We start from the raw sequence: 13,160 nt of genomic DNA on the forward strand, positions 1-13,160 counted from the left end.
CGGAAAGATCCACTCCTGACGGGTCGCCGAGATCACCTGCACCCCGACATGATCCACCATGGACCGACCGCCGAGTTACGAGACGTCCTTTAGTCCCCAGTCTGCTACGACCCATTTGCCGTCGAGGAGCAGGACGTTGGCTGGCTTTATATCGCGGTGGATTCTGTCGTCGGTGTGTGGGCGACGCAGCCCTTCGCAGACGGCTGTGACGAGGTCCCGGAGGGCTCTTGCTTCCCGCCTGAGACGTTCCGCATGGCTGGCTGCGCTGCCGTTCGCGAGCGGCATGACGAACCACCGCCCGTCTGGGTCGGAGTCCAAGACCGGCATGACGTTCGGGTGCTCTCCGTAGTGGTGCCCGAAGGAGATCTCGCGGCGCATGCGGCGTAGGGCGTCTTCATCGGCGTAGCGGAGTTGCTTCAGCGCAATGGGGGTGCGGGTGTATTTGTGCATGCCGCTGTAGACCGCGCCCTGACCTCCTTCAGCGAGTGGCTCTTGCTCTCTGTCGTAGTCCGACTTCGTTCCGCGCTTGAGCCAGCGCACAGCGGCCCACGTTGCGGCCATATTGGTGTCGGTGATGGTGCCGTCGGCGAGGAGTGCGCGGGCGGCCTCGATGACGTGGTCACGGTATGGTCCGCCCCTTTGCGCTCTGAGCATGGCCGCAAGTGGCCTGGTGGTCGGACGGTGAATGAGCTCGGCAGCGAGGCGGCGTGCCTCGTCGTCCTGTGCGGCCCGGTGGGCGGCGCGCTGGCGGTTTTGCTCTTGCCGGGCGGCGTGCAGGTCAGGATGAGGAGTCCAGCCGCGGGGTGGATGGCAGATCGTGCCTGATCGGTAGTCGTGTTCGAGGCCAACGCATCCTGCTCGGGCCAGGGCGAGTGCCACGTCATCGGCACGATCACCGAGTTTGGTCGTGATGGTGTTCCAGCGGCGAGGCGCGCTGGTGGCCCAGCTCCAGTCGGCGTCGTTGACGAGTCCGTCCGGTCGCTGTGGTGAAGTGGGTGGGTGCGCGCGTAGGTGTACTCGCCGTACTTTGGGGCGGCCGGCGCGGTCGTGGTCGAAGGTGCCGTCGGCGTTTGTGGGCTGCGCATAGGCGCGGAGTCCCTCGGGCACGCCGGGGTGGCCGGACATGGGGAACTCCCCTGTTGGGTGCGACGGTTCGGTCACGCCGCGCCGTCATCCAAATCGTCCTCGTCGGACTCTTCGTCGGCGATGTCGGCGGCGGGGCGGTAGGAGGTCAACCACTCCTGGAGCAGTTCGACGCGGGCACGGTTCGCGTCGTCTCCGACGATGACAGGTGCTTCGTTGTAGGCCATGCTGTCGGAGCGGCGACGGAGTTTGATGTAGAGCCCAGATGCCTCGATGGCGTAGCGCTCCATGTCATCCTGTAGCGCACCAATCACGGTAATGTTGCGGTCCTTTCCGATTTGCTCGAACAGCGCGACCGCCTCACGGCGATGTTGCTTGCCGAGGTTGCGGCCGAGTTCATCGAGAACGAGCAGCAAGGGGCGGCCGCCCCCTCCAGCAAGCGCGGCGGCGCACACCAGCTTGACGGCCTTCTCGTCCATTTGGGCGGTGTTGCTACGAAGGTTGTAGCCCGACATCCGCTGTCCCTCGGCGCGCCGCCACTTGGGTGTGACGGTCCACCGCCACGGCCTATCGGGTTCAGCGGGTGGCTCGGGCTCCGGGTAGTCCAGGCTCGCCCCGTAACCGCCGTATCGTTCGTCGAGGCGGTTGAACTCTTCGCTGACTTTCTTCAGCTTCGCCTTGATCCCCTGGGCAAGCGATGCCCGGTGCGCCCGGGAGGTCTGCTCGGCCTCACTCAAGCCTAGCCGCGCCGCCTGCAGGTCACCGGTGCGCTGCGCACGCTGGGTGGCGATTTGCTGCTGCTGGTAGTGGTCGTGCTGTTCGGTCTGGGTCAGATGGGTACGCAGCGCGCGGATGAGCGCGGGAACCAGACCGACGCGAGTGTCCAGTCCGCCGCGATGCCAACGTTGTTCGATGAGCAGTTCCCGGATCTCGGCGGGCATCTCGTCGTGGGGTGTGCCCTCGGGGAAACACCGCCGCACAACCTCGTTGACTTGAGAGCAGGTTTCCTCGTTCCACGCCGCGGTGGTACGGGTCTGCTGCTCGGCGTCCAGGGTCAGCAGGAACCGGTTCGCAGACTCGGGTGAGTCTCCCCAGGTCGCCTCGCGGCCGGGCAGGTCCAGAGCCAGCCGCTCATCGGTGAGCTTCGTCGTGGTTTCGTCTTGCTCGGTCTGCTCACGCTCAAGGCGCTGTTTGGTGCCGCGCAGGTTCTCGATCCGTTCCTCGCGTGCTTTGCCCGCGCCCAGCGCGTCGGTGTAGGCCGCATGGGCGACGTACAGCACGGGCTTCAGCGCATCGCGTCGCTCCTGTCGCTTCTGGTTGGCCGCTCGCAGTTCGGAGATCTTCAGTTCGGTCGTGTCCGCTTGCTCACCTGCCTCGGCCGCTTTGGTGCGGGTTTCGGCTCGGGCCAGCGTGTGCCGGGCACTGGCGAGGAGCTTGTTGGCTTCGGTGAGAAGAGCGGCTTTCGCGCGATGCTCAGCGCGGGCCGCGGCGATGCGCGCGGCTCGGCCGGTGAGTGGATCTGCGAACTCACCCACCACGATTACCCCGGCGGCCACGTCGATCTCTGCAGGTTGGGTGCCCGCCCGGTCGACGATCGCGGTAAAGAACGTGGTGAGGTCGAACCTGGTATCGGCGCTCGCGGGCAGGCTGGTGCTGTGGGTGGGCGCGTGCGTTCGAGGCGGGTCAGCGATGACCAGCGTCGCCCTCCTTGGCCGCCCCGCGAGTTTCTCCTGGGCTCTGTCAGCGTGCCCGCGTAGGACCACGAGGGCACCGCTATAGGGCACAAGGCGGGGCTCCCAGTTGCGTCGCTGGTCGGGGTTGAGCTGGACGACGTCTAACAACGCGGCGGTGGGGATACCCTCATCGCGCAGCACCTGTAGCTCGTCCGCGGCGACGTCCTCACCGGACTCGGCGGCGGCCAGCAGCCTGCTCGCTTGTTTCTCGGCTTCTTCGGCGACTCCCCTGGACCCGAGAGCCTGTTCCACTGCCGTGCGTGCGCCGGCCTCCTCAGCCTGCGCGGTCTCGACGCTACGTCCGTCAGCAGCGCGAGCCTTGTCCAAAAGCTCCCGATGTGTCGTAGCCAGGTCTTCCAGATGCTGGGCGGCGACCTGATGCTCGGTGTCCAGTTGCTGGTCACGCCCACTTAGTTCCTTCCAGCGCCCTTCGACCTCGCGGAAGTTGCGGTTGAACTCCTCGTCGTCGGTCAATCCTGAAAGATCGCCTTCCACGGTGGACAGTTTTGCTTGCAATTCCTTGGTGCGGACCTCCAGCGCGTTGAGTTCATGGCGGATTTCGTCGCTGCGAGCGGCCCCGTCAACGAAGTGTCGAGCGCAGCGGGCTTGCCACGACGCCTTCGCATTGCCCAACAGGAGGCGAGCGTGACCGCGCTGCGCAATGCCGGTCTCAACGACTGCCATTTCGTGTTCCCAGCCATCGAGATCTCTTACGGCGTCGCGGACGTTGTTGCGGTGGGTGTGCTCAGCCGATCGGAGCGTCTGCTCTTGTTCGAGTTCGCGGTCCAACCCGGTCAGTGTGGCGATGGCGTCGAAGATCCTCTGCGGGTCCAGGTCGTTGAGAGGCTGGGCGAGTAGGTTGGCCGCTGGGCTGGACCGCACCGAGGTCGACAGGAATGACACGCACCGCACGTGGCTTCCATACAGGACGGATGCGAGCCGGTTCGCGTGGAAGTCGCTGCGTCCGTTGCTGGTAGGGAGCGCGTCCCACAATGCGTCGACTCCTGCGGCGCGTTCGAACTCGGTCGCCCCATAGGGGACGTAGAGCCCATCCTTCCAGCGCAGATTAATGTGCGATGCCTTACGGTTGATCCGCATCCACACAGTCAGGGCGCCGGCCGAAAGCGCATCGGAGGTGTCGGCGCGGGGGTCGGTGAACACACCGATCACATACCCCCAGTCGACGTTGGACCAGCGGCCTTCTTGTGCGGCGATCTCGGCGGTGAACAGCAGCTCCGCGGCCCCGGCCGCCCCACTGGCCAGCCGCCATTGCTCATCGGCGTGCAGCAGGCTCACCGCGGCGATCAATGAGGACTTCCCCGCACCGTTGGAGTCTTTCGGGCCTTGACCCGCGACCGTGACCAGGCCCTGGCTGATCATCGGTACCGGGTGCGTGGACAACCGAGAGATATTGACCACTTGGACGCCGACCAGCACCCGCTCGCCGACAACGTCGACAGGGCCGGAATCGCCACCCGCCGTAGACCAGGTTAGGGCCGTGCTCACTGTTCTCCTCGGGGATGCGCGCGGCGCGTTCGTATCGCGGCAGCCAGCGGGCTGTGCGGTGCGGCGGCCAGAATCAACTCTTGCTGCAACGCCGCGCGTGCCACGGGTGTCAGCCGGTGAAGTTGAGGACCAGGTAAGTAGGCAGTCCTGCCGGTGGATCCTCTGCCTCGAGTGGGCGCGAGCTGTACGAGTCCAGCAGCACGTAACCTCTGCAGAGCGACACGAACGTCACCTCTTCCAGGCTGCGCGTAGCGAAGAATTTCATCGACTGGCGTCGGTTGCGCGGAGATCCAAGAGTCGCCGGACAGTAGTCCCTGGCTACGGGGAATCGCGACCGAGTGAATCAACACCAGCACGAGCACGGCCCGGTCGATGACCGGGAGGGCGTTCCAGCCTGCACCGGTCAGTTCGGCAGCGACGTCGTCGCGGTACCCCGAGGTCCACTGCGTGCCACCCACCGGGACGAGCGTCCGTCCCACTCGGTGCAATAGCCGCTGAAGGTCCCTGCGTAGCGTGGCATCCCGCAACGCCAACATCTGCACCTCGGGCACCGGGTGGGCGCTATGTTCCACCGCCGCGAACGCGGCAAGGACTTCGTCGCGGTGCCGTTCGCTCAGCCCTGCGAGGATCGGCTCAAATACCGGATGCGCTGCGTTAGGGCTGGTCATCGCCGAGTTTCCGGGTCGCCGTGGCCGATGTTGGCGGCGGAGGGCAACATCCGCAACAGCTCACGCAGGGCACTCAGATCCGCTGATCCCCATGCGGCGACTCGCGGACCGAGCCGCACCGTCTGGCCGGGCTCGTCCCAGAGTAGCCAGCCGGCACCAGCCAAACGCCGGATCGCCGCGAGTAAGGCTCGGTGGGAGGCAACCTCGTCCCGGTTGGTGATCTCCTCGAACACCGCTGCCACCTGTTGCCTGGACGCCGGTGTCCCCGGCCACATCGACCCGGTCGGCTCCGCCCAGCAGCAGCGCAGGCACGCAGCGAGCACGCGCGCGGTGTCGTTGGGTTGTTCAACGGCGAGCGCAGGCAATCCCAACTCCTCCAACACGCTGGGTCTCGCGCCTTCGGGAACCACTGTCAACAGCCATACCGCCGTGACGTCGGGCTCGACCAGGCGCAGCATTCCCGCTGGGAAGGCGCTGCTCGGTGCCACGCGTTGCGGGCCGGCGGCGCGAATGCGCGCCCACCACAGTGCCGTTTCCGACTCGTTCATCCCTCCTCCCCGCCCGCCCGGCTGGCGCGCCGAAAGCGCCCCTGTGACGTCCACGAAGGGCTGGCGGCGACCTCGATACGCACGCCGTCGCGCCACACGAGCTCGTAGTCAAGGTCAGGGTGGTGATGGATGGCGGTGACCTCGGCGAGCACGCGACGTGCCGATATCCAGTCACCGGCGTCATCCAGCATATCGACAACGCTCACCGAGTTCGTGTCCGCCAGCAGCCGCTCTGCGATGGCTCTGAGTTTCTCAACGTCGTCGGCGATATCAGCATCAGCCTCTGGTGCTGGCTCGGCGTTATCCGAGCGGGGAGGCGGAACCCTCGCTGTGCTGATCTGGCGTCCCGCTTCCACTGCCTCGATCAACGCTTGCGGTGAAAACCACGGCGCGGGGGCGTCGAAGACGAAGCGATCGAGCACCGCGGCCAGCGCTTCCGGGCTCGACTCGCGGCCGAAGGTGCGCCACGCCTCCACCGGAAGCAGCCCCAACGCGCGGGTGGTGCCGGCCTGCGCGATCAAGCGGCCCGCCGCCGCGTCAATCGCGTCCGCGTAGGCAGCGAGCGCGACCCGGAGCTCCGCGCACTCGCGGTCGAGTTCGGGCCACTTACCCAGCACGACAGTGTGGACGTCCTTGGCCTGGTCAATCAGCGACTCGTTACCCCACAAGAGTTGGGCGTTGTTACCGAGCGTCTCGGCTGTGCTGCCCGCCGCCAGGATGGCCAGTTCATTGCCCAGTAATCGGAATACCTTGGTCAACCGGCGCACCGAGGCCACGCCGTCGGCCGCCACGGCGTTGGCGCTCTTGACGTTCAACTGCTCCAAGGTCAGCAGCTGATGCAGTTCCGACTGACCGCCCTGCTCGGCCATACGCCGCAAGAACAGCAGCATTACATAGGGCGCGAACGCGGCCCGGTGGTAGAGCTCATTCGGCCGATCATTGACCCGGCTGATCGCGCCGTAGCTGCGTAAAACGTCGAACCGCCGCCTCACGATCGGAGCAGCCCATTGCCGACACTCGGCAACAGCCTGTTCCACTGTCAGCCCCTCGCCGGCCGCCTCGGCGAAGGCCTCCAAGATCGACTCATCGACATCGATCGTGGTTGGATCCACGATCATCGCCCCGGCCTCGCGAGCAAGTACCGAGAAGACCTGACGGTAGACCCGCAGCACTGCGGCCTCACCGACGAGATCGTCCAAGGTCAGCTCTGGCGGGTCACTCAACGCGAACACTCCTGTCTCCAAGCGGGCATGGACACCATTCCGCTAGCGCCCGACATCGGCGCGGCCTTCCCAGTTTGGACACAAGCGAACTGTCTTGCGATCGACTAGGCGTATACCCGACAGTCCGGCGAAGCGGACAAATGTGTGACAGACCGCACGTACCGAGCCATAAACTAGGGGTTGTTCCACGACGCACTATATTCGGCAGAGGAGGACGGTCCGAACCACGACGGGCGCGGCCGAATGAGAACTGCGGCTGCAGTTCCTCGAACTCCCCCGCAGCCTCGGAAGCACGCTCGCGGCCGTCCCGGCCTGGAGCCCGCGACCTCGAACACCCAGAGGTCTCTACGTCCAGCGAGGTACCTGCCTGGTTGCTGCAGCACAGCACATGGACGCTCGTCGTTCAGCAGACCACCGGCCGAGACGCCCTTGGCAGGTGATCCAGGGCGCAGGGACGGCCTCAACAGCGCCGTGACCGCGAGACTACGCTCCACATAGGAGTATGGTCGGCAACAGCAACGTCCCGCTGCGGTGCGGTGGATGTCAGACCGACCTCCGCACCGCGGCAACACCGCAGGCCACCAGGAATGTGACCGCCATCAGTCCGATCCGTAGCCAGGGCACGTCCCGGGTCGGCCGTACGCCGATCGACACCGCCAACGCCAGCTGGGCCAGCAGAGCCAGGCAGATGACGACGCTGAGCGACCGGTAGGTGTTTCCGAAATCGGACCAGAACACCCAGGTGCCGTAGACAGCGGGGACGACCATCAACAGGCCCAGGCCGATCAGCGGAACAGCCAGCCTCCACCGCATGCGGGCGTTCACCGCCACTCCTCCCGGCCCTCGCTGGCGGCACCGCCCAGAAGCTCCGCCTCGACGGTCAGCGCCGCGCCCGCGTCACGAAGCTGCTGCGCCTGCCGCTCCCATTCGGCGCGCTCGTCACGCGTCAGGGAGTCGCGCTCGTTCAGCGACGCCGTGAAGGCGTCGTCCAGCGCCCGGCCATGCCAGGAGAACGTCGCCGCCGTGCGCAGGTCCGCCTCGCCGCGCAGGACGGTGCGGGCCAGGGAACCCAGCGGGTCGTCGCCGCCGCGGCTCCTGGCGAGGGCCGTCAGGACCGCGCGGGCCAGTGGCTGGCGGTGGATCTCGTCGGTCATGGCCTATCCCTGTTGTCCGGGGTGCTGGTAGGGCTTGAGGTCAGGAAGCGCGGAGACGGCCGCACCAGCCTGGATCATGCCAATGGTGCCGGCGATGCCCTTGAACGTGGCCTCAGCGTTGCCGTAGAAGGTGGAAATCTCGTTGTAGAGGTCGTACGCCTGCCAGGCGTAGTAGGCGGCCACGCCGTAGCCGAGGACTGGCCCAACCCCCGTCTCGATCGTCGCCGTGCCGACGGCCGAGGCCAGTTTGATGACGATCAGGACGTCGATGAGCTTGGCGGTCAGGCCACTGACCACGTCGAAGAGATGCTTGGCGGCCTCGGCGGCCTTGGTGTAGAGGTCGGCGTACTGGTCGCAGATTGGGTGCAGGGCCATGGCGGCATTGCCGAGCGTGAGCTGGAACTCCTGCTCGGCCTCCGCGGCCCGGCCGCGCCAGACTTCCGGTACGTCGCCGGCGGTGGTGACGAGGTTGCGGCCGACATCGAGTAGCGCGTTTCCGATGATCCGCCACGCTGCGGCGCAGTGGATGTAGGCGTCCCAGTCGCCGCTGAGTTGCTTGCTCCAGCTTTCGAACGGGTCGTGCCCGAACAGCCACACGCTGACCTGGCGCAGCCAGGCAGCAGGGCTGATCAGATCCGCGAGAGGGTTGATCTTCCACATCTCGACCGGGGTCGCGTAATTGGGGGGCACGAGGTGTTTGGTCGGCTCGGCTACATCAGCGAACGCAGACCGGGGCGCGGTGGGCCACAGATCGGGACGGCCGGTGCTGAGCGCGCCCCACATCGCCGCTGGGTCTTTCGCGCCCGGATAGGTCTGGTCGAGCCGACCTGCCGACTCCGCGTCGGAGGTGGCGTAGGCGCGCTGGGCCAGGTTGATCTGGGTGGCGGCGCTCCGGCCGACCGTCTGCAGCCGCTCCAGCCCCTGCGTCATCCGGTCGTACACCAGCTTGTGCGGGCTGGCGAAGATAACCAGCAGACCTTCCTCGGCGAAGGTCAGGTCGCAATGCCGCTTGACGTACGCGTGCGTGTCGCCGACGTCGCCCGATGCCCGGTGCAGCACGTTGTACAGCCCGTTCAGGCTGCCTGGATCTACGTAGAAGCCGCTCATGTTCCCCCGTTGAACGTCGTTCGGCTCTTGTGAGAACACGAACCGTACTGGACTGTGATCAACAGCGTCAATGAACACTTCGGCGCACAGTCACCCACCCGACACGAGGTGCATCGCGGGGAGGCCGGGGGGGGCCTCCTCAGGCCATGCGAGATTTCGCCTCATGTGTCGAACTGGGACCAGCTGGGCGCCTGGCACGGCCCGCAAGACCCGCAGGATGACGTTCGGCCCTGCTCGGGCATCATCGCGTTCGGCGACGACCGTGCCTCGACACTGCATCGGTCCCTGCTCGGGTCGGTGTCTGGGCCATCGGAGCTCTTGGTCGTGGTGGGTGGGGAAACGCCCGAGCCGCGGTCCCTGGGCCGTCGTTGTATGGCTGATGCCGCTGCGCCAGCCCCCGACTCAAGTCCTGCACCACATCGTCATCGCCGACGGCCGGTCGCCACCGCTCGGCAGCACGGAAAATGAGCGAGCCGGCTGGACGCGCCAAGGGCATCTCGGCCTTGATGAACAGCTCGCCCCGCTGAAGGGCGACGGACAGCCCCCGGTGGAGGGTGTCCGCCAGGAACGGAAGCTCGGAGCGGAGGCGTACGACCTGCTTGTCCCCCAGCTGCGCGCGCTCGTTACGGCCGACCGCCGCCTGTGACCGCGCCCAGCGCAGGACTTCTGCCAGCTCAGAGGCGGCGTCTCGGGCTGCACCGGCCGGCGGGGTGGCCCGCAGGTCGGCGGCCGTGATGGCCGCCTGCCGCCAACCGCCCACCATCGTCGGGGCACCGTCGCTGACCAGGATGTGCACGGCGAGTCCGAGCTGAGTTCCGAGCTGAAGATGTGCACCCGTGACCTGCCCGGGGTTCTGCCACATCCAGCTCCGCGCGGCGGCCGCGGCCCCGACCGCATCGTCGGTGGTACGGACGCTGGGCGCGGGGGTTCTCGGCCTCGTTGCGGATCCGCCAGCTCGTGCGGTAGACGGGTTCGATCTTCAGCGTCGACCAGAAACTCTTGCGAGGTGCACCTGCCCATAGGGTGTGGTCAGAACGAGATACTCGCCGCCAGCAGCCGTCACAAGACGCTGACCCGCCGCCGGGGCGAGGGCCGGTACCGTGTCCCGCCGACCGGTTCGGACACCAACCGGACTACCGGGCGGCGGGCCGGACCACGAGTTGGCTCACCTGCGGCAGCCGGACGCCGAGATCCCGCGACCGGCCGGTCGCCGCGTCGACGGCGGCGAGTTGCCCGTCCAGTCCGGTGACGAACAGCCACTTGCCGTCCGGGGACCAGACCACGGACCCCGGACTGGCCTCCACCGGCAGGTCCAGCACACGAACGGCACCCGAGCGCAGATTCAACAAATGGACCCGGGGCGCGCCGGTGGCGTTCATGGCTATCAGGGCGGCCATCCGACCGTCGCCGGAGATCGCTCCGCGGTCGAAGGCGGTGATCTCGGCCGGCAGAGTGACCGCCCGCCGGGCACCGCCGGGGTGTGAGATCAGCACGCCCGCGCACCGCAGACGCTCGTCGCACTCCCGGGCCAGCCAGTGACGCGGGCCGACGGCCACCAGGTCGCCCGTGGTGATCCGGCGGACCCCATCGGGACGGATGGTGTAGACCCCGCCGGTCGCGGTGATCGCCGGATAACCGGCCCCGTCCGGCTGGGCGAAGGGGCTGACCCCCGCAGGCAGGGCGATCTCCACACCGGTGGCCCTGCCGTCGAACCGGGCCAACAGTATCCTGGGCCGCACGCTGTTACCGTCGGACACCCACACCGACTCCGGATCCGGCCCGGGCAGCATCGCCCCGGACCGGTCAAGGTCGTTGGTCGTTTCCGTCGACGGCTGGCCGTCGGGCACCCGGTAGCCCTCCACCGCGTCGAGGGGACGGATGACCACCCCGTCCGGGGAGAGCAGAAGCTGACCGGGCCGGTGCTCCGCAGGTCCCGCACCGGGGTGATGCTTACCCGGCCCCGCGCGAACTCGATCCGGACCACCGCGTCCGGCCCCCGGCCGTACAGTTGCCAACCGCCGGTGATCCCGAGCAGGGGCTGGCCGACCTCAGTGACCGTCGGTGGCGCTCCGGTCGTGGCTGGCCCCGGGGTGGCCGGGGCGGTGGCCTCGGGCGCCGACGACGCGGCCGGCGGCGACGGCGACCTGCTCGCCGAGGGCGGATGCCGGTCGGCCCCGGTACGCGCGTACACGGCCAACCCGACCCCGGCGGCCAGCACCAATGGCAGCCACTTCGGCCACCGCCGCCAGCGGGGTGCGGCGTCCTCGCGGATCGAGCCGCCGATCTCGATGATGTCGCCCCGCGCCGGCCGGTCCTGGTCCCCCGTCATCCTGACATCATCCACCTCGAACATTCACGGCCCCGCATCCGGCTACCGCCCGGCCTCCGAACCGTTCCGCCATGGATTCCTGGTGCCTCGACGTTTGACGGCTCCTCGAAGTTCAGTGGGTTGAGGTGTCCGCGGCGGCGTCGGGTGGTGGCGGTGCGGATGCGTAGGCGCTGGTTCTCCGGTTGCGAGAGCCGTAGGCGTCGCGGGCGATCGTTTTGATGACGCGGTTGGTGCCTTCTGAGCCTGAGTTGGTGATGCCGGTATGCAGGAACGCGTGGGATCTGCGGCCACCAAGCCTCGATCGTGGTGACGAGGCGGTGGAGTTCAGGCAGGTCGGAGGCGGCGCAGCGGGCATAGAAGCGGTGCAGCAGCCGGTGGACGTGTTCCCGGTCGGGGTGGGTGCGGGCGGTCACGAGCAGGTCGAGCAGGTCCTCTTCGCGTTCCATGCGGTCGGGATCGGGGTGCCGATGGCGGTGGGCAGGGCGTCGAGGGTGTCGACTAGCCCGTGTTTCGTAAGGGCCTGCTGGGCGGTGAGAAGAGCCGGCGTAGCGGTGATCGATAAGAGAGAAGGTCTCCGGTAGATCGGTTAGCGACCAAGCAAACCGAAGACCGACCGGAGACCTCGTGGCCAGGGTAGCGGCAGCGAGGCGGCACGATCTCACCAACGCTTAGTGGGCGGGGCCGGAGGCAGGCTCGGCGGCACAAGCGGTTGAAGCGTGACTTTCGTCAGTGGATGGCCGTCTCTGACCGCCGCGTGGAGCGATAGGAACTCGCCGGCGAGGTCGTTCATCCGGGAGTGGTTCGGCCGGTGGCAAGACCTGCAGGCACGGCATCGGGAATCCGTCGGCCCCTTGCTGTACCCGGAGGCCAGGCGAATCCCGCAACCATCGGCTCTGCGTTCGACTGGATGGTGCGCGTCATGGTGCATCCCCGCCCAGAACTGCGCTTGGCATTGATCGGCGTACGTATACCCTCTGCACGGCAGGCGGTCCACGACCTGGCGCTCGTGCTCGGCTACGGGGACAGCGACGGCAGCGGCGGCGTGGGCACTGCCCGGTTCAGCGGGCCGGTCGCAGGTAGCGAGGCCGACAGTCAGCTCCTCGCCCGCGCTTGCTGGGCGCTGGCGCTGCTGACCGACCTATACCGTGTCGGTCCCGCAGCAGGATCCCCGGCGATGGCCCTGGCGTCAAGATCCATCACGGCCGAGAAGCTACTTGATCTCGCGTCACCCGAAGCTGTCGAGGAGCTCCGAGCTCTGCGCGCCTCCGCCGAGCGAGTCATCCTGCCGTCCCTTGCGGCACGGCGTGGCGCTTGGGCGCTCGGGCCAACCTTCGCGGGATCATCCCTGATGAACGCCGACGCCGATCTGATCGCCGCCGGCCTACTGCTCGAACTCAAGACGGGCCTCGGCAGCAAGCGCCGCGACGGAACGCGACGATCATCGCTGGCGGCACCCACCATCATGCAGCTGCTCGGCTACGTACTGCTCGAGTTCGCCGACGAGTTCGCCATCGAGACCGTCGGTGTCTACAACGCCCGTTACGCACATCTGGCGGCATGGTGCCTACCAGAACTCCTGGCCGAGCTGGCAGGCCGGCCCGTCGACCTCAAGAAGGAACGTGTGGCCTTCCACCAGCTGCCCGCCACCGCAGTTGCATGATCCGGAGGGGACCAAGCCCGGCACGAGGACGTAGTCGAGAAAGAATCACCCACGCCGGCCGGGAAACCGACCGGTGGCAGCACGGTGGCGGGCTACGGCAGTGACGACGAGGACGCTGGTGCCGCAGGTGGCCGGTCGGTTGCCTTGCC

10 protein-coding genes and 1 pseudogene are annotated in these 13,160 nt (G+C 67.4%); 2 read left to right on the forward strand and 9 right to left on the reverse strand.

All coding sequences use genetic code 11. The features are described 5' to 3' along the window. Window positions 1-75: 75 nt before the first annotated feature. The 7 genes from ABT006_RS30820 to ABT006_RS30850 all read right to left on the reverse strand — a co-directional run bounded on the left by ABT006_RS30820 (window position 76) and on the right by ABT006_RS30850 (window position 9,022). Window positions 76-1,125 carry a protein kinase domain-containing protein gene (locus ABT006_RS30820; protein ID WP_350711987.1) on the reverse strand — a complete coding sequence of 350 codons (1,050 nt, stop codon included), beginning with the start codon at window positions 1,123-1,125 and terminating at the stop codon, window positions 76-78. Between the two features lie 32 nt (window positions 1,126-1,157). Beyond that, the gene (locus ABT006_RS30825) at window positions 1,158-4,322 is read right to left on the reverse strand and encodes a coiled-coil domain-containing protein (protein WP_350711988.1); all 3,165 of its coding nucleotides are present in this window, start codon (window positions 4,320-4,322) and stop codon (window positions 1,158-1,160) included. 664 nt (window positions 4,323-4,986) lie between these two features. Further along, window positions 4,987-5,538, reverse strand: a complete 552-nt coding sequence (locus ABT006_RS30830; RefSeq protein WP_350711989.1) for a hypothetical protein — start codon at window positions 5,536-5,538, stop codon at window positions 4,987-4,989. After that, complete coding sequence (locus ABT006_RS30835; protein ID WP_350711990.1) at window positions 5,535-6,770, reverse strand: hypothetical protein; 1,236 nt, start codon at window positions 6,768-6,770, stop codon at window positions 5,535-5,537. The genes ABT006_RS30830 and ABT006_RS30835 overlap by 4 nt, the downstream gene beginning before the upstream one ends. Window positions 6,771-7,304: 534 nt before the next feature. Continuing rightward, entirely contained in the window at window positions 7,305-7,586 is a 282-nt protein-coding gene (locus ABT006_RS30840) for a hypothetical protein (RefSeq protein WP_350711991.1), read from the reverse strand. After that, a complete protein-coding gene (locus tag ABT006_RS30845; RefSeq protein ID WP_350711992.1) occupies window positions 7,583-7,915 on the reverse strand; it encodes a hypothetical protein in 333 nt (110 codons plus the stop codon). Before ABT006_RS30845 ends, ABT006_RS30840 begins: the two co-directional genes overlap by 4 nt. A 3-nt stretch (window positions 7,916-7,918) precedes the next feature. Further along, window positions 7,919-9,022: a hypothetical protein gene (locus ABT006_RS30850; RefSeq protein ID WP_350711993.1), complete on the reverse strand. Its 1,104-nt coding sequence runs from the start codon at window positions 9,020-9,022 to the stop codon at window positions 7,919-7,921. A 379-nt stretch (window positions 9,023-9,401) separates the two neighbouring features. On the opposite strand from ABT006_RS30850, the gene ABT006_RS30855 reads away from it, so the two are divergent. Beyond that, the gene (locus ABT006_RS30855) at window positions 9,402-9,668 is read left to right on the forward strand and encodes a hypothetical protein (protein WP_350711994.1); all 267 of its coding nucleotides are present in this window, start codon (window positions 9,402-9,404) and stop codon (window positions 9,666-9,668) included. A 487-nt stretch (window positions 9,669-10,155) separates the two neighbouring features. Here the strand turns inward: ABT006_RS30855 and ABT006_RS30860 are convergent, their stop codons facing one another. Together ABT006_RS30860 and ABT006_RS35185 are read right to left on the reverse strand one after the other, a co-directional pair. Then, window positions 10,156-10,908, reverse strand: coding sequence for a hypothetical protein (locus tag ABT006_RS30860; protein WP_350711995.1), 753 nt, complete (start codon window positions 10,906-10,908; stop codon window positions 10,156-10,158). A 559-nt stretch (window positions 10,909-11,467) separates the two neighbouring features. Continuing rightward, window positions 11,468-11,853, reverse strand: a pseudogene (locus ABT006_RS35185) (transposase); the annotation flags it as partial. A 417-nt stretch (window positions 11,854-12,270) separates the two neighbouring features. Between ABT006_RS35185 and ABT006_RS30870 the strand changes: the two are divergent. Beyond that, window positions 12,271-13,011, forward strand: a complete 741-nt coding sequence (locus tag ABT006_RS30870) for a hypothetical protein (RefSeq protein ID WP_350711997.1) — start codon at window positions 12,271-12,273, stop codon at window positions 13,009-13,011. The last annotated feature ends 149 nt before the right edge of the window (window positions 13,012-13,160 follow it).

Source organism: Micromonospora sp. NPDC002717, assembly GCF_040295705.1.
Classification (GTDB): Bacteria; Actinomycetota; Actinomycetes; order Mycobacteriales; family Micromonosporaceae; genus Micromonospora.